Genomic DNA, 16,727 nt, shown 5'->3' with positions numbered 1-16,727 from the left:
AAGCCGCGTGAAATGAACAAGGAGCCCGACGACCGCCTTGTTCGTTTCCGCAAGCTGCCGATGCCGGTCCGCGTCGTCGTGGGCCGGCCGCGCACCTTCGTCTCGCTTGGGGTCGGCATCCTGGCTGCCCTGCTGGTGCCGGGAGCGCCGCGCATTGTCACGCGCCTGCTCGCCGGATGGGACGCCTTCGCCGCGCTGTATCTCGTTCTTGCCTATGCGATGATGCTGCGCTGTGGCGTCGCCTATATCAAGCGAAGCGCCATATTGCAGGACGATGGCCGTTTCCTGATCCTGCTGGTGACTGCGTTCGGCGCGCTGGCGAGCCTCGCAGCCATCGTGTTTGAACTCGGCGCAGCCAAGGGCAGCCCGGCCGGACTGGCGGCGGCGATCGTCACCATCACGCTGTCATGGACCATGGTTCACACCGCGTTCGCGCTGCACTACGCTCATGAATTCTACCGCGGCAAGACGCCCGGCGGATTGCAGTTTCCGAGCGGCGACGAGCATGTCGACGCCGATTACTGGGACTTCATCTACTTCTCGTTCGTGATCGGCATGACCGCGCAGGTCTCCGACGTCGGCATCACCGACAAGATCATCCGCCGCACCGCGACCGTGCACGGCGTCATCTCGTTCGTGTTCAACACCGCGCTGCTGGCCCTGATGGTGAACATCGCGGCGAGCGCGATCTAGCTGCTCACGAGTTGCAGACTCGACATTGCCGCCGCCGAGGCCGGGGCAGCCGCCGAGATCCGTTCATGGCGACACTGCGGGAGGGACCTTCGGTTCGGATTTGGCTCGTCACGACATTTCGTGCACGATCATGGGAACGAGAACAATACCACGGAGGACGTCATGCAGGGCGCAACCGCACCGGTTCCATTCGCGCGATCGGGCACGATCGGCCGCATGGCCCGAAACCTTGTCGCCCTCGCGCTGCTGGCCGGCTGCGCCGCGGGCTGCGGCATGGTCGACGCCGTGTTCGACGGCTTCAAGCATGCCAAGGCCGTCGAGGAAGATCTCCTTGCGGCGGTCGGGGTCAAACCACAGGTCGGATTCAACTGGCGCAATGGCCGGCTGACATCGGTGACCGTCACCTTCCCCAATCTGTTACAGGACAAGCCGCTGCGGGAACTCTCCGACGCCGCGCGCAACGCGGTCGGCAAGGAGTTCAAGCAGCGCGCCGACAATGTCGTGCTCGCCTTCTCGCTGGGGCCGTCCACGACGACCTCGGCACATGCGGAGCAACCTCAGGGCAAGAACTGAGCTGGCGCGGATTTATTCCGCACCTTTGGTCACGTGCCCCTGATACTGCGGCAGGTCGTCCAATATCGCGTACCACGGCGCCTTGGAGCCGACGAAGATATGCGCGGTCGGCCGGATCGCCGGCGCATCGCGCAGCGTTCCCATCGTGACATGGACATAGGCGCCGTCGCGGACAAGCGAATAGAGCAGCGAGCCGCAGCGGCCGCAATGCGCGTCGTGGGTCAGCTCATTGCCGTAGATCAGCAGACGATCGGCGCCGCTGACGACAGCGAATTTTTCGCGCGCGATTCCTGCGAACGGCTTGAACGCCGATCCCGTGGTGCGGCGGCAGTTCGAGCAGTGACAATTCAGCGCATAGGAAAATGCATCAGCCACCTCGTAGCGCACGTCGCGGCAGAAGCATTCGCCCGTCAGGATGCGATCGTTCGAATTTGCAGATGCGGTCACGGCTTTCTCCTCACGCGGAATTTTGCTAGCGGCCATAGCGCAATCCGGTGGTTCATGGCTAAATCCTAGAGCCCTTTCCGTTCCGATTGAATCGGAACGGGGGCTCTAGATTCCTGTTTGACGCGTTTTCTTTACGCGAACCGGTACCCACTTCGCTCGAAAACGCTCTCACAGACCAAAACCCTGCCGGGAGGACCAACCAATGAGCCAAGATCGATCCAGCGTCGAAAATGTCGTGCAAACCTATTTCGACGGTCTCTACGAGGGCGACGCCGACAAGCTCGCCGCGGCCTTTCATCCAAGCGCCGACCTGCGCTGGGTGGAGAAGGGCGAGCTGAAGGTCCTGACCGTGCCGGACTGGCTTGCCTGGGTGCGCAAGCGGCCGTCGGGGAGGGCCGAGGGCAAGGCTCGCGAGGATTTCATCGTCACCATCGACCGCTCCGACGACAACACCGCCTTCATCAAGGTGCGGTGCCAGCTGCCGCCGCGCTACTTCACCGACTATTTGGTGGCGATGAAGCTCGCCGATGGCTGGCAGATCGTCTCGAAGTCGTACCGCTACGACCTGCGGGACTGACCGGCGGACCCGCCGTATCCCTACGACGGCATTGTGAGACACCCCAGCGGTCCGGCTCCGGCCGGACCGCATTGACTGCCGGTGGTTTCCGGGCGAATTGAGCCCATTATGGAAGCCAAGTTTCAGATTTTTCTCACCCTGCTCGGCGTGCTGGCGGGAACCGCGCTGGTGGCGCGGCGGACCGATATCGCGCCGGCGATCCTGCTGCTGCTGACCGGCGTCGTGCTCGCCTTCGTGCCGGGCATGCCGTCGCTGGAACTGCCGCCGGAGCTCGTGCTTCTGGTGGTGCTGCCGCCGCTGATCTATTCGGCGAGCGTCGCGATGAGCTGGCGCGAGTTCAAGGCCAATCTGCGGCCGATCATCCTGCTGTCGGTCGGCTGCGTGATCTTCACCGCCTTCATGGTCGCGGCGGCGACCCATTATCTGATCGGCCTGCCCTGGAGCGTCGGCTTCCTGCTTGGCGCGATCGTCGCGCCGCCGGACGTGGTGGCGCCGCTTGCGATCGCGCGCAAGCTCGGCCTGCCCCGGCGCGTCCTGGTGGTGCTCGAGGGCGAAGGGCTCGCCAATGACGCGACCGCGCTGATCCTCTATCGCTTCGCGCTGGCCGCCATCACCACCGGGCTGTTCTCGCTGCCGAAGGCGACCGGCACCTTCCTCGTCATCGTCGCCGGCGAGATCGCGTTCGGCACGGCGATCGGCTGGCTCAGCCTGCGCGCCCGCCGCAGAGCCCGCGATCCGCAGGTTGAAATCACGCTGTCGCTGATCACGCCCTATCTCGCCTACTGGATCCCGGAGCATTTCGGCGGCAGCGGCGTGATCGCAACCGTTGCCTGCGGTCTCTACATGAGCTGGAACGGACCGCTGTTGATCTCGGCCGCGACGCGCCTGCAGGGCATCTTCTTCTGGGACCTGGTCATCTTTCTGATCGAGGGTCTGCTGTTCCTGATGACCGGCTTCCAGATGCGCTCGCTGTACGAGAAGTCGAAGTCGTTCCCGCTGCACGACATCCTCACCGCCACCGTGCTGGTCGCCGTCATCGTGATCGTCGCGCGCTTCCTCTGGGTGTTTCCCGGCACCTATCTGCCGCGCTGGATCAGCCGGAGCATGCGCGACCGCGATCCGCTGCCGTCGTGGCGGGCGGTGTTCGTGGTCGCCTTCACCGGCGTGCGCGGCGCGGTCTCGCTTGCCGCGGCGCTGGCGCTGCCTTTGACATTGCCTGGCGGAGACGCCTTCCCGTATCGCGACCTGATCCTGTTCGTCGCCTTCGGCGTGATCTTCGTGACACTGGTCGGGCTCGGCCTCGGCCTGCCGCCGGTGGTGCGCTGGCTCGGCCTCGCCCAGGACGGCCGCAGCGAGCATATCGCCGAGCATGAGCAGGAAATCGCGGCGCGGCGCGAGGCGCTGAATGCCGCGCTGAAGTCGCTCGATGCCATCACCGACGACCGCGAGCTTTCCGACGAAGTGGTGAAGCTGCTGCGCTCGCGGCACGAGATCCGCTTCAACCAGCTGCCCGATACGCTCGACCCCGAGAAGCACGACGTCTCCGCGGCCGGCACCGCGCTGACGCGGGAGCTGATCTCCTCCGAGCGCAAGTTCATCCATATGCTGCTGCGCGACGGCAAGATCACCGACGAAACCAGGCGGCGCATCGAGCGCGATCTCGATCTCGAGGAAGCGAGCCTCTCCAACCGGGAGTATCGCAGGATTCCGTTGTAGGTTTGCGTCGCCCCTGTGAAGCGCGAGCCGGGACCCATAACCACCGTCGCTGGTTTGGCGAAGGCTGCGGCCCCAGCGTGCTCCGACAATTTTTTTCGGTGGTTATGGGTCCCGGCTTTCGCAGGGACGACAGCATCATCTACTCCGCCGCCGCGTTCTGCCCGGAGCCGCCGACAAAGCCGGCGGGATCGCCGAACCGTTCGATCATCACGGCGGTAAGGTCCTTGGTCTTGCTGGTGACGCAGGCGCCGGAGCGCACGGTGTAGCGATCCTGGTGCGCCACATGCGGCGGCGCCTCGCCCTTCTGCAGCGCGCGGGCCGCCTCCATCACCAGCTTGCGGAAATGCATGATACCGAGATCGGTCGGGCCGAGATGCTCGCGGGTGCGATCGGCGATCGGGCCCTGGCTGTCCTGCACCGCGGCGTCCTGTTCGGAGACGCCCTTGATGCCGGTGTAGCTCTTGGTCCGCTGCAGCTGGCGGTCGATCAGATAGTCGTTCGCCTTGTTGCGCCGCGGCACGTAATTCTCGTCGACCACCGCCATCACGCCATTGCCGTTGCGGTAGCCATCCCGTTCCGCCTCGGTCAGCGGCCGGTCGGGATTCCACGCATAAGTGTAGATCCAGCAACTGGTGTCGCTGACCGGCACGAAGGTCTGGCCGAACATGTTCTCACCCGGCATCGAGCTCGGTGCGTAGCTGTGGAACGGCATCAGGAACTGGGCGATGCGCCAGTAGATGTTGTCGCTGCCGGTGAGCCGCCCGCCCGCGACCGTCAGCCCGGCCTCATGCGGATTGATCTTGATCACGGGCCGCGGATCCTCTGCGATCCAGCGCATGTGGTCGGTCGCAACCCGCGTCAACGGGTTCACGAAATGCTTCTTGATGTCGAGGATCTCGTTCTCCTGCTTCTCGAAGGAGAGATGCGCGAAGGTGAAATGCGCGGTGTCGATCGAGCCTTCCACCGCCTGTACCCAGTTGCAGTCCTGCCACTTCTTGGTGACGAAGCGGTGCGAGGCCGGCAGCAGCGCCATCTCCAGCGCCGGCAATTCGGGCATCGCCTCGACAGGGCCCATATAGGCCCAGATCACCTCGCCCCATTCGCGCACCGGATAGGACTTGATGCGGATCAGATCCTTTGCATTGAGGTCCGGATAGGATGTCGGCATGTCGACGCAGCGGCCGTCGGTGTCGAACTTCCAGCCGTGATAGACGCAGCGGATGCCGCATTCCTCGTTGCGGCCGAGCCAGAGATTGGCGCCGCGATGCGGGCAGTATTGATCGATGACGCCGACCACGCCTCTGCTATCGCGGAAGACCAGCAGCTCCTCGCCCATCACCACGATCTTCTTCGGATCGCTGTCCGGCTCGGGGAGTTCTTCCGACAGCAGCACCGGGATCCAGAACCGGCGCAGGAGCTCGCCCATTCCCGTCCCCGCACCCGATTCGGTGAGGAATTTGTTGTCTTCGGCGCGAAGCATGGACGACCTCCCGATTTATTTTCGGTTCTATTCGTAGGATGGGTAGAGCGAAGCGAAACCCATCACTTGCATCCGCGCGGTGACGATGGGTTTCGCTGCGCTCTACCCATCCTACGCACCACGCTCATCCTCACACCGGCCGTTCTCCCTTGACGGTCACGCGCGTGCCCGAGCGGGTGTGCGGCCAGTAATCCCACATCGCGCGGTGCTGGGCGCAGCGATTGTCCCAGAATGCGATGGCATTCTCGGTCCAGCGGAAGCGGCACTGGAACAGCGGGTTCTCGCCGTGCTGGTAGAGATAGGCCAGCATGGCGTCGCTTTCGTCGCGCGGGATACCGACGATGAAGCGGGTGAAGCCGCGGTTGACGTAGAGCGACTTCTTGCGCGTCACCGGATGGGTGCGGACCACCGGGTGCTCGGCGCGCGGATATTCCCGTTTGTCGGCGACGCCGTAATTCGCGTACAGCCCACGATAAGTCTGCTCGCCGTCGTGCAGCGCGGTGAGCCCGTCGAGATAGGCCTTCATGCGATCCGACAGCGCCTCATAGGCGGCGTACATGTTGGCGAACAGCGTGTCGCCGCCGCGCGGCGGGCATTGCTTGATGTAGAGGATCGAGCCCATCGGCGGCTCGAGGTCGCAGGACACGTCGGTGTGCCAGCCCTCGCCGTTGGCGCGTGGTGAATCCTTGTCGGCATAGATCTTCATCAGCGCCGGATCGCCCTCGTTGGGCGCGGCGGGATGCACATGCAGCTCGCCGAACTTGCGGCCGAAGGCGAGATGCTGGTCGGGGCTGATATGCTGGTCGCGGAAGAAGATCACGAGGTTTTCGGCGAGCGCGCGATGGATCTCGTCCATCTGGCGGTTGGAGCGCACATCGCCGGAGACCAGCTTGCCGATATCAACGCCGGAGATTTCGGCGCCGATGATCGGCGTCAGCTTCTCGACGCCGATGGTCTCATAGGGCTCGGATTGGTCGGCGAGGTGGCGATAGCGCGGACCCTGCTTGCCGGACAGTGAGCTCATGGGCGTTCTCCCGATGGTTCTTGATTAGGAGCATGGTAGCGCGCATCGGCAGAAGCGCAATCCGCACCGCAAACATGCCCGTCGTCCCGGACAAGCGCAGCGAAGCGGAGCGCAGATCCGGGACCCATAACCACAGGATCGGGTTTTGCGAAGGCTGGTAACCCGCATCTCGCGCCACAACCACCGCCTGTGGTTATGCGTCCCGGCTCCCGTGCACAATTGCGCACTGGGCCGGGACGACGGCTTGTGTGGGTCACGAGCGGAGTGAAACTACTCCGCGGCGCCCGCCTGCTCCGGCACCTTGGCGCCCGCGCCGTACTTCTGATCGATGTAGTCGATCACCAGCGCCTTGAAGTCGGCGGCGATGCCCGGACCGCGCAGGGTGCGGAACTTCTTGCCGTCGACGAACACAGGCGCAGCCGGCGCCTCGCCGGTGCCGGGCAGCGAGATGCCGATATCGGCATGCTTGGATTCGCCGGGGCCGTTGACGATGCAGCCCATCACGGCGACGTTGAGCTCTTCGACGCCGGGATACTTGGTCTTCCAGGCCGGCATCTCGTCGCGGATGAAATCCTGGATCGATCGCGCCAGCTCCTGGAACGTGGTCGAGGTGGTGCGGCCGCAACCCGGGCAGGCCGCGACCAGCGGCACGAAGGTGCGGAAGCCCATGGTCTGCAGCAATTCCTGCGCGACCTGCACTTCCAGCGTGCGGTCACCGCCGGGCTCCGGCGTCAGCGAGATGCGGATGGTGTCGCCGATGCCCTGCTGCAAGAGGATGCCGAGCGCGGCCGAGGACGCGACAATACCCTTCGAGCCCATGCCGGCCTCGGTGAGGCCGAGATGGATCGCGTAGTCCGAGCGGCGCACGACTTCCTGATAGACCGCGATCAGATCCTGCACGGCGGAGACCTTCGCCGACAGGATGATCCTGTTCTTCGGCATGCCGAGCTCTTGGGCGCGGGCCGCCGACAGCAGCGCCGACTGCACCATGGCCTCACGCGTCACCGCGCGGGCGTCGCGCGGATTCGGCAAGGCGATGTTCTCGTCCATCAGCTTGGTCAGCAGCTCCTGGTCGAGCGAGCCCCAATTGGCGCCGATGCGCACCGGCTTGTCGTTCTTGTTGGCGATCTCGATGATGTCGGCGAACTGGGTGTCGCGCTTGTTCTTGAAGCCGACATTGCCGGGATTAATGCGGTACTTGTCGAGCGCTTCGGCGCAGGCCGGATACTCGGCGAGCAGCTTGTGGCCGATATAGTGGAAGTCGCCGATCAGGGGCGTGGTGATGCCCATCTTGCGCAGGCCGTCGCGGATGTGCGGCACGGCGGCAGCGGCTTCTTCGCGGTCGACCGTGATGCGCACCATCTCGGAGCCGGCGCGGGTCAAGGCCGCGACCTGGGCGATGGTGCCCTCGATGTCGGCGGTGTCGGTGTTGGTCATCGACTGCACGACGATCGGCGCACCGCCGCCGACGGCGACGTTGCCGACCATGACTTGCGTGGTTTGGTGCCGCGGCGCGGGGCCGGCGACGTCGTCGTCTTGCGGCAAAATCTCGGGCTTGTTCATGGCGTCTCGAATATCAGGTTTTGGTGACATTCACCAAGGGGGCGATGGGCCCCGCGGGAGGCGGGCCAAACGGGCATGTTTCGGAGTGAATTCAACAGCTTATGGCGCCGATTGAGGCCAAAGGCAAGCCATGCAGCGGCGTCCTGCATGATCCGCTATATTGGGCCGAATTGGGGTGAATCAAAGGGCAAAGTGACAGCTTTTCATGTGACCTTGAGCATCTTAGCATCGTCTTAAGATCATTCCGGGAGGGCGCGACATGGCCGGCCATAGCGAGCTGATCACCACGGCGGAACTCGCCGACATCCTGACCCGGCCGGATCTCCGCCTGTTCGACTGCACGACCTATCTGGAGCCGGCGCCTGCCGGCAGCGGCGTTCCCTATATTGTCGTCTCGGGCCGCCAGACGTTCGAGGCCGGCCACATCCCCGGCGCGAATTTCCTCGATTTGCAGGCCGAATTCTCCGATGCCCGTACCGAGCTGCGCTTCATGATGCCGCCGACAGCCCAGCTCGAGGCCGCGTTCGGCCGCCACGGCATCTCGGCCAACAGCCGCGTGGTGCTGTATTCGATCGGCACCGCGATGTGGGCGACGCGGTTCTGGTGGATGCTGCACTCGCTCGGCTTCGAGGGTGCCGCGGTGCTCGACGGCGGCATCGACAAATGGACCGCCGAGGGACGCGACATCGAGACCGGGCTCGCCGGCGGCTATCCGCCGGCCACGTTCCCGGCGCGGCCGAAGGACGGCACGTTCGTCGACAAGCATGACGTGCTCGCCGCCACCACGGAGAGCGACACCGTCATCGTCAACGCGCTCGGCCCGCAATTCTACAAGGGCCTGGAGCCGAGCCGCTACGGCAGGCCCGGCCGCATCCCCGGCAGCGTCAGCGTGCCGGCCGCAAGCTTAATCGATCCCAAGCACAAGACGTTCGTGCCGCTGGCGGAAGCCGAAGCGACATTCGCCGCGCAGGGCATCAGCAAGGACAAGCGCGTCGTCGCCTATTGCGGCGGCGGCATCTCCGCGACCATCGACCTGTTCCAGCTGCATCGGCTCGGCTACGACATTCTCACGCTCTATGACGGCTCGATGGGCGAATGGGCGAAGGATGCGTCGCTGCCGATCGAGGTGGGGTAACGGGGGCACGGACTGCTCTCCCCTCACGTCGCCGCTGCGAGAGCTGTTGAACCGTCATCCTGAGGTGCGAGCGTAGCGAGCCTCGAAGGATGAACGGCCCGGCCGGTGGCCGTCGACCCTTCGAGACGGCCGCTCCGCGGCCTCCTCAGGGTGACGGTGATCGACGTGAGCACGCGCCCTCACCGCTTCGTCGTCCCTGCGAAAGCAGGGCCTCATAACCACAGGATTGAGTTGCTGAAGCGCGCTGTGGCCCCAGCGTCGCGCAACAATCATCGTCGGTGGCTATGGGTCCCGGCCTTCGCCGGGACGACGGTGAACGTGCGGCGCGGCCGGTGAGGCCGCAGCGAGTGCGTCGGCGCGGCAATCAAGCCGGCTTCTTGACGATCTCAAAGCCCCGGGCCGCCAATTCCTTCAGGATGTTCTTTGCCAAATGGGAGCACTCATCAGGCTTGATCCAGCAAGCACTCCGCCAATCCGGATCATCCTCTTTGGAATATGCGGTGAACGCCGACCGGATTCCGGCTTCAATTGCATCGGTGGCATCGATTGGCATCGGCGCGCCTCCAAGGCATCCCTCGCGTGGGAGATAACACGGAATGTTAGTGGCGATGTTGGCGTAGATCAACACCGTCCCGGCTCGCCACGTCGCATCGGCTCGCTGCAATTGCGCCCGTCGACAATAGAGAAACGTAAATCTTCGCCGCTAGGCTGCCGCCGTCTGCCCGGAGATGGTCATGCAAGCCACCGCGTCGATCGCCACCTGCTTCAGGAAATTCGCCGACTTCAGCGGCCGGGCGCCACGCGCCGAGTTCTGGTGGTTCTTCGGCTTTTGCCTGCTGGTTCTGCTCGCGGCCCATCAGCTCGACACCGCGATCTACGTCGCCATTGCGATGGCGCTGCCGATGTTGGCGGTGACGGCGCGGCGCTTTCACGACAGCGGCCTGACCACCGGGCTCGCGGTGTTCTTCGCGGTCGCGCCGTTCGCCATCTTCTACTTCTTTGCCGCGATCCAGGATCGCGTCGAGGCCTGGTTTGGCGTTCACGTGCCGTACGGCCTGATCGCCGCCATCCCGGCGATTTGCGCCTTTGCCTTCTCTGGTTTCTGTTTCCTCGCCGCACTCGCAAGGCGAAGCCAGCCGGCCGCTACGACGGCACGAACGGGGCCAGCGCTGGTCCATCGGGAGCCGTTCCGCTTGATGCGGCCGTGGGCGCGAGGCAGGAGGCGGAACGCAAGGTCTCCGGTTTTTCCAAAGCCGTCATGGCCGTATTCGCCATCCCGCCGGATGGCGGGACACAGGCCGTCGCGGACAAGGCCGACCCTGGCGTCACCGCCGCGTGCAACATCGTCGTCGATCTCTGCGCGCGTTACGGGCACGGCATCTCCTCGCCGCCTTTCGACGCGCTGTTGTCAGGGACCGGGGCGCGACTTGAAGCCGCCGGCTGGCGCGTGATGGCGGACGGCGGCGCGGAGATCGACCTGAACCATCGGGCAAGCGTCAGCGTGGTGGGCAAGCACGCGGCCGACCTCCGCAAGCAGGCCGGACCGATCGACGTCGACAGCCTTCTGCAGCAGGAGAGAGCGCAGTTGCAGGCGGCCGAAACGACCACGCCGGAGCAGGATCGAACGGCGGCCTACTACGCACTCGACGGAGCCGATGCGGATGCATTCATCGCGATCGAGAAGCAGCGCCAGGACTACAACACCTATTTCAGGATACGCCTTGGCCTTGCCGAACGGCATGAGCCGGCGGCGATGGAGACGCTACGCTTGTCGACGCTCTACCAGTCGTTCCGCCACGCGTTCTCCGATGGCCCGCCGACCTACCCGGCGTTCGGCCAGAGGATCATCAAGGGCTATCAGCCGATCCTCTACCGGGACGGGCTTGGCACTTCACTTGACGTCACCGATCTCGGCGCCGGCAGCGCGAAGATGCTGTCCGACCGCGGCCTGCATCACGCGGCGCTCTATGTCGATCTCGAGATGCATGAGCGGATGATGTAGCGAGCTGCGGTATTAACCATCCGCGCCAGTTCCATGCCGGAACACCGTACTGATCCGGATTCCTGACGAGCCAGGACGGTCGTAATACAATCCCTGCCGGCACGACGGTAATTTGCAGAGCATTTTTCACGTTTGGGTTTTTACAGGCCTATTTCAACCGGCAGAAAAGGACCGTCCATGTGACGGTCCTTTTCGATTCAGCGTCCTGGCTGCGCCCTTCGGTCTCTGGGCCTCACGCCGGCACGTTCGGGTCCGGCGTCACCTTCGGGTCGGGCTTGTTGACGAGATAGAGGCCGGCGATCACCAGCAGCGCGGCGACGCCGAATACCGGCGTCAGCGTGTCGTGCATGATGAAATAGGCCGCGACCACGCCGAACAGCGGCGTGATGAAGGTGAAGGCCGACAGCTTGCTGGCCGAATAGGTCTTCACCATCGCAAACCAGATCACGAAGGTGCAGCCCACCACCCAGACCGCCTGATAGGCGAGCAGCGAGATCGACAGCACGCTCGGCACATGCTCGATGCGCTCGCCCGCAATCCAGGCGGCAAACCCGGGGATCGGAATCGAGATCGCGACCTGGTAGCCGAGCGCCTTTTCCGGCGCGGCCTGGCGCAGGCGCGTGCCCTTGGCGACCAGCGTGGTCGCGGCCCACAGCGCGCCGCCGCCGACCACCATGAGATCGCCGAGCAGAACCTTGGCGTCGACATTCGGTTGCGGCACGCCGATCGCGAGCGCGACGCCGGCAAAGCTCAGCGCAAGGCCGCTGCACTGCACGGTGGAGAGACGCTCGCCGAGGAACTGGTGCGAGCCGAGCGCGACGAAGAACGGCGCGGTGTAGAGGAACACCGAGGCGCGCGACGCCGAGGTGAAGACGAGCCCAGTGAAGATCAGCACGAACTCGCAGCCGAACATCAGCCCGGCAATCACGCCTGGGACGAGCGAGCCGTCGCGCTCGAAGAATTTGACGCCGCGCAGCCAGCCGACGATCAGCATCACCGGCAGCGCGCCTGAGGAGCGGATCATCGCCTGCAGCATCGGCGGCACATCGGGCAGCGCGAGCTTGACCGCGAGCTGGTTGAAGCCCCAGCTGACGCACAGCATCAGCATCACGGCGATGGCGCCGGGCGGCAGCCCATGGCCGACACTGACGGGCCTCGTGACGGGGGCTGTGATCGCTTGGGTCGACATGTTTCCTCGTGGGCCGGCTTGGTGCCGTGTTGTTAGTAGCCGGTTAGGCTCCCTCGCCCCGCTCTTGCGGGGAGAGGGCTGGGGTGAGGGGCTCTCTCCATAAATTCGATAGAGGCGAGCGCGCGGTGAGCCCCCCTCACCCGAAATTCGCTGACGCGAATTTCGACCTCTCCCCGCAAGCGGGGCGAGGTAACTCGAGAGCTGCGCCGATCAGCAGAACCATTGCGCATCACGTCTTCTGGCAATGCGCGCAGGTGCCGGCGATCTCGACGACGGACAGTTTCGGGATGAAGCCCGAGGCCCGCGCCGCAGCCGTCAGGCTTTGCGCGACCGGTGCGGCCGGGATCTCGCCGACCGAGCCGCAATGGTCGCAGATCAAAAACGCCACCATCGAGGCTTCGTCATGGTCGTGCGCGCAGGCGAGGAAGGCGTTGCGGCTCTCGATGCGGTGCACGAGGCCGTTCTCCATCAGGAAGTCGAGCGCGCGGTACACGGTAATCGGTGCCGGCCGCGGCATCGTCTTGGCCAGCTCGTCGATCACCTCATAGGCGCCGAGCGGGCGATGGCTCGACAGCAGCGCCTGCAGCACCTGACGCCGAATCGGGGTGAATTTCTGGCCGCGGCGCGCACAGACCTGCTCGGCATGCGCCATCGCGTCCGCGGCGCAGCGGCCGTGGTCGTGATCGGGGGCAGGAAAGGTCGGCTTCGCGAGGCTCATTGCCCGATATGTAGCATTTTTGCGCCCATTCCCATAGCCCGGCCGCTCCCAGTCACTCGTCGCGTTGCAGCCATGTGCGCCATGCGGGGCAGCCCCCCGTTAACCCGGCATGCAGAATTCATAAGCAAGCTTATTATATCCAAAGCTTATGGAAGGATGCACCTATGCGCGGTTCCGTGGACACGGACTTCATGTTTACGCTGGGCGAATTGTTCCGGCTGATCCGCGTCTATGCCGACAAGGAGGCTGCGCGCTACGGCATCACCCGCGCGCAATGGGCCGTGTTGTTCAGGATCGAGCGCAGCGAGGGCATGAAGCAGACCGAGCTCGCCGAGCTGCTCGAGATGCAGCCGATCACGCTGACGCGGCTGATCGACAAGCTCTGCGACAATGGCTGGATCGAGCGCCGCAGCGACGACAGCGACCGCCGCGTCAACCGCCTCTATCTGAAGAAGGCCGCGCGCCCGCTGCTCGGCAAGCTGGCCGGCCTGCGCTCCGAACTCACCGCGACCGCGCTCGAGGGCATCAGCCCGGCCGACGCGCACCGCCTGCTCACGCAATTGGAATCGATCAAGGAAAACGTTCGCAATGCCATCCAAAGCCCAGCCGGCGAACCCTCCCGAAAGGAACAGCGCTATGGCTGAACCCGTGCTCAAGCTGGCGCCCGAGCAGAAGAGCAATCCGGAAACGCCCGCGCCGTCGGGCAAGGCCAGCCGCGCGCCGCGCCGTCGCCTGATGGCGGGCCTGCGGCGCTATCGGCGGGTGCTGCTGCTGGTCGTGCTGCCGACCGTGGCTGCGATCGGCGGCATCGTGTTCTATCTCAATGGCGGACGCTATGTCGGCACCGACGACGCCTATGTCGGCGCCCAGAAGGTGCTGATCACGCCGGAGATCTCCGGCAAGATCGACAAGATCGTCGTCAAGGAAGGCCAGCACGTCAGGAAGGGCGACGAGCTGTTCGAGATCGATCCGGTGCCGTTCCGTCTCGCGGTCGCGCAGGCCAAGGCCGCGCTCGACCAGACCAGGACGACCTATGACAATCTGGTCGACAACATCAAGATCAACACCCGGATGCTCGAATTCGCCCAGCAGAGCATCGAATTGAAGAAGAAGGACGTCGACCGCAAGTCGACGCTCGCCAAGCAGAATTTCGGCTCGCAGCTCGATCTCGACAACGCGGCGAACGCGCAGGTGACGGCCGAGAGTCTGGGGCAATACATCAAGCAGCAGATTTCCAAGGACAAGACCCAGCTGCTCGGCGATGTCGATTTGCCGATCGAGCGGTTCCCGCCCTATGCCCAGGCCAAGGCCAAGCTCGACGACGCGCAGCGCAATCTCGATCACACCGTGCTGCGCGCGCCGATGGACGGCGTCGCAACCCAGGTCGACCAGATCCAGCTCGGCCGCTTCGTCGCCGCGGGCGCGCCGGTGTTTTCGGTGATCGACGTCGACCATCCCTGGGTCGACGCCAACCCGAAGGAAAGCGACTTCACCTATGTCGCGGTCGGCCAGCCGGTTGAGCTCGACGTCGACGCGTTCCCGAACCATCGGTTCAAGGGCAAGATCGGCTCGCTGTCGCCCGGCACCGGCGCGCAGTTCGCGATCCTGCCGCCGCAGAACGCCACCGGCAATTTCGTCAAGGTGGTGCAGCGCGTGCCGGTGCGGATCTATTTCGACGAAAACGATCCGTTCGTGAAGAAGCTGAAGGCCGGCATGAGCGTCTACGCGACGATCGACACCAACCACCGCCGCACGCTGGCGGGCCTGCTCGGGCTGTCGCCGGCCTCGGCGCACCCGGACCACCAGGACTAAGACGCGATGAATGCACCGTCACCATCCGGCATGCGCCGGAACATGGTGACGATCTGCGCAATGACCGCGACGATCATGCAGGCGCTGGACACCACCATCGCCAACGTCGCGCTGCCCTATATGCAGGGTTCGCTGTCAGCGTCGCAGGACCAGATCAACTGGGTGCTGACCTCCTACATCGTCGCGGCCGCGATCATGACCGCGCCGGTGGGCTGGATCGCCAACCGCTTCGGCCGCAAGCGCATCTTCATCATCTGCTCGGCCGGCTTCACCTTCGCGTCTGTGCTGTGCGGCCTGGCGCAGGACATCAACCAGATGGTGCTGTTCCGCCTGCTGCAGGGCGTATTCGGCGCAGCGCTGGTGCCGCTGTCGCAGGCCGTGATGCTCGACTCCTATGCGCTGCATGAGCGGGCCAAAGCGATGTCGATCTGGGGCATGGGCGTGATGATGGGCCCGATCATGGGGCCGTCATTGGGCGCCTGGCTGACCGAGACCTATTCCTGGCACTGGGTGTTCTTCGTCAATCTGCCGTTCGGCGCCTTCACGGTGCTCGGCCTTGCAATCTTCATGGACGAGACCAGGCAGGACCACAATCTGCGCTTCGACTGGTTCGGCTTTGGCGCGCTCGCGGTCGCGATCGGTGCGCTGCAGCTCGCGCTCGACCGCGGCGAGCAGCTCGGCTGGCTCGAGTCCAACGAGATCATGATCGAGTTCATCGTCGCGGCGGTCGGCTGCTACTTCTTCTTCGCCCATTCGTTGACGACCGACAGGCCGTTCATCCAGTTCGCGATCTTCAAGGACCGGAATTTTCTCGGCGGCGTCGTGTTCATGACGGTCATGGGCCTCGTGCTGTATTCGACCATGGCGCTGTCCTCGCCCTATCTGCAGAACGTGGTCGGCTATCCGATCATTACCGCCGGCCTGCTGCTGGCGACCCGCGGCGCCGGCACCTTCGTCGCGATGATGCTGGTCGGCCGCATGATGCGCTACATCGAGGCGCGGACGCTGATCATCTCCGGCCTGGCGCTGACCGCGGCCTCGCTGTTCCAGATGACCGGCTGGACCGACATGACCCAGGCGAACGAGATCATCGTCGTCAGCGTGGTCCAGGGCTTTGGCTTCGGCCTCGTCTTCGTGCCGCTGTCGACGGTGGCGTTCCTGACCTTGCCGAACCATTTGCGCACCGACGGCACCTCGATGCTGACGCTGTTCCGCAACGTCGCGAGCTCGGTCGGCATCTCGATCGTGATCGCGCAGCTCACCGAAGGCGGGCGGCGGATCTACGCAAAACTCTCGGAGCAGATCAATCCGTTCAACCACGCGCTGCAGATGCCCGACATATCCGGCATGATGAACCTCAACACCGATACCGGCCGCGCGATGGCCGACAGGATGGTCGCCGCGCAGTCGCAGATCATCGCCTTCTCGCACGACTACCAGCTGGTGATGCTGTTCATCCTGGTCTCGATCCCGCTCGCGATGATGATCGGCTCGACCAAGGCCGCGCTGCGTGCGCAATCGGCGCCGCCGGACCACGCCGCGGTGATGGAGTAGGTTTCCATTGTCATTCCGGGGCTCGCGAAGCGAGAACCCGGAATCCATTCATCCACTACGCCTGCGGCCCAATAGATTCCGGGCTCGCGCCAAGTGGCGCGCCCCGGAATGACGAGGGGAATGCCGCCGCTTCTCCGCTCACACCCCTCCGAAAGCGCAAGACCCCGCAGCCGCAATCGCGTTGACTTTCCGACCTCGCCTCCCAATACTCCCTGGAAAACAAGCAATACCCGTCACAGCAATG

The 16,727-nt window shown here is 64.6% G+C and carries 16 protein-coding genes and 1 pseudogene; 10 read left to right on the top strand and 7 right to left on the bottom strand.

Annotated elements, in window-relative coordinates; translation table 11 throughout:
* Positions 1 to 12: 12 nt before the first annotated feature.
* Positions 13 to 693: a DUF1345 domain-containing protein gene (locus HAP48_RS17440; RefSeq protein ID WP_166212212.1), complete on the top strand. Its 681-nt coding sequence runs from the start codon at positions 13 to 15 to the stop codon at positions 691 to 693.
* 162 nt (positions 694 to 855) lie between these two features.
* Positions 856 to 1,266: a hypothetical protein gene (locus HAP48_RS17435; RefSeq protein WP_224496498.1), complete on the top strand. Its 411-nt coding sequence runs from the start codon at positions 856 to 858 to the stop codon at positions 1,264 to 1,266.
* Between the two features lie 12 nt (positions 1,267 to 1,278).
* On the opposite strand, the gene HAP48_RS17430 is transcribed toward HAP48_RS17435, so the two are convergent.
* Positions 1,279 to 1,713, bottom strand: a complete 435-nt coding sequence (locus tag HAP48_RS17430) for a GFA family protein (RefSeq protein ID WP_166212215.1) — start codon at positions 1,711 to 1,713, stop codon at positions 1,279 to 1,281.
* A 202-nt stretch (positions 1,714 to 1,915) separates the two neighbouring features.
* On the opposite strand from HAP48_RS17430, the gene HAP48_RS17425 reads away from it, so the two are divergent.
* Both HAP48_RS17425 and HAP48_RS17420 read left to right on the top strand, forming a co-directional pair.
* Positions 1,916 to 2,290, top strand: a complete 375-nt coding sequence (locus HAP48_RS17425; RefSeq protein WP_166212218.1) for a nuclear transport factor 2 family protein — start codon at positions 1,916 to 1,918, stop codon at positions 2,288 to 2,290.
* Positions 2,291 to 2,398: 108 nt separating this feature from the next.
* Positions 2,399 to 4,006 carry a Na+/H+ antiporter gene (locus tag HAP48_RS17420; protein ID WP_166212221.1) on the top strand — a complete coding sequence of 536 codons (1,608 nt, stop codon included), beginning with the start codon at positions 2,399 to 2,401 and terminating at the stop codon, positions 4,004 to 4,006.
* 139 nt (positions 4,007 to 4,145) lie between these two features.
* On the opposite strand, the gene HAP48_RS17415 is transcribed toward HAP48_RS17420, so the two are convergent.
* The 3 genes from HAP48_RS17415 to ispG form a co-directional block, all read right to left on the bottom strand.
* Complete coding sequence (locus HAP48_RS17415; RefSeq protein WP_166212224.1) at positions 4,146 to 5,486, bottom strand: Rieske 2Fe-2S domain-containing protein; 1,341 nt, start codon at positions 5,484 to 5,486, stop codon at positions 4,146 to 4,148.
* Positions 5,487 to 5,616: 130 nt separating this feature from the next.
* A complete protein-coding gene (locus HAP48_RS17410) occupies positions 5,617 to 6,510 on the bottom strand; it encodes a TauD/TfdA dioxygenase family protein (protein WP_166212227.1) in 894 nt (297 codons plus the stop codon).
* A 270-nt stretch (positions 6,511 to 6,780) separates the two neighbouring features.
* On the bottom strand, positions 6,781 to 8,073 hold the full coding sequence (ispG, locus tag HAP48_RS17405) for a flavodoxin-dependent (E)-4-hydroxy-3-methylbut-2-enyl-diphosphate synthase (protein ID WP_166212230.1): 1,293 nt from the start codon (positions 8,071 to 8,073) through the stop codon (positions 6,781 to 6,783).
* A gap of 259 nt (positions 8,074 to 8,332) precedes the next feature.
* On the opposite strand from ispG, the gene HAP48_RS17400 reads away from it, so the two are divergent.
* The gene (locus HAP48_RS17400; RefSeq protein WP_166212233.1) at positions 8,333 to 9,208 is read left to right on the top strand and encodes a sulfurtransferase; all 876 of its coding nucleotides are present in this window, start codon (positions 8,333 to 8,335) and stop codon (positions 9,206 to 9,208) included.
* Positions 9,209 to 9,572: 364 nt separating this feature from the next.
* Here the strand turns inward: HAP48_RS17400 and HAP48_RS17395 are convergent, their stop codons facing one another.
* The gene (locus HAP48_RS17395; protein ID WP_166212236.1) at positions 9,573 to 9,761 is read right to left on the bottom strand and encodes a hypothetical protein; all 189 of its coding nucleotides are present in this window, start codon (positions 9,759 to 9,761) and stop codon (positions 9,573 to 9,575) included.
* A gap of 175 nt (positions 9,762 to 9,936) precedes the next feature.
* Between HAP48_RS17395 and HAP48_RS50760 the strand changes: the two are divergent.
* A pseudogene (locus HAP48_RS50760) lies at positions 9,937 to 10,146 on the top strand (DUF805 domain-containing protein); the annotation flags it as partial.
* Between the two features lie 266 nt (positions 10,147 to 10,412).
* The gene (locus HAP48_RS17385; RefSeq protein WP_224497160.1) at positions 10,413 to 11,210 is read left to right on the top strand and encodes a hypothetical protein; all 798 of its coding nucleotides are present in this window, start codon (positions 10,413 to 10,415) and stop codon (positions 11,208 to 11,210) included.
* A 232-nt stretch (positions 11,211 to 11,442) separates the two neighbouring features.
* Here the strand turns inward: HAP48_RS17385 and HAP48_RS17380 are convergent, their stop codons facing one another.
* Complete coding sequence (locus tag HAP48_RS17380) at positions 11,443 to 12,318, bottom strand: DMT family transporter (RefSeq protein ID WP_420869900.1); 876 nt, start codon at positions 12,316 to 12,318, stop codon at positions 11,443 to 11,445.
* Positions 12,319 to 12,628: 310 nt separating this feature from the next.
* On the bottom strand, positions 12,629 to 13,117 hold the full coding sequence (locus HAP48_RS17375; protein WP_165126866.1) for a Fur family transcriptional regulator: 489 nt from the start codon (positions 13,115 to 13,117) through the stop codon (positions 12,629 to 12,631).
* 164 nt (positions 13,118 to 13,281) lie between these two features.
* On the opposite strand from HAP48_RS17375, the gene HAP48_RS17370 reads away from it, so the two are divergent.
* Genes HAP48_RS17370 through HAP48_RS17360 form a run of 3 tightly spaced genes read left to right on the top strand, consistent with a single transcriptional unit; the run spans position 13,282 to position 16,483 of the window.
* A complete protein-coding gene (locus tag HAP48_RS17370) occupies positions 13,282 to 13,761 on the top strand; it encodes a MarR family winged helix-turn-helix transcriptional regulator (protein ID WP_166212249.1) in 480 nt (159 codons plus the stop codon).
* Positions 13,754 to 14,929: an HlyD family secretion protein gene (locus HAP48_RS17365; protein WP_166212252.1), complete on the top strand. Its 1,176-nt coding sequence runs from the start codon at positions 13,754 to 13,756 to the stop codon at positions 14,927 to 14,929. Before HAP48_RS17370 ends, HAP48_RS17365 begins: the two co-directional genes overlap by 8 nt.
* A 6-nt stretch (positions 14,930 to 14,935) precedes the next feature.
* Positions 14,936 to 16,483 (top strand): MDR family MFS transporter, encoded by a 1,548-nt coding sequence (locus tag HAP48_RS17360; RefSeq protein WP_166212255.1) that lies wholly within the window; start codon positions 14,936 to 14,938, stop codon positions 16,481 to 16,483.
* Positions 16,484 to 16,727: the final 244 nt, after the last annotated feature.

The organism is Bradyrhizobium septentrionale, assembly GCF_011516645.4.
Taxonomy (GTDB): Bacteria; Pseudomonadota; Alphaproteobacteria; order Rhizobiales; family Xanthobacteraceae; genus Bradyrhizobium; species Bradyrhizobium septentrionale.
Note: the sequence above shows the minus strand (reverse complement) of the source record. Positions and strands in the feature narration are given on the sequence as shown.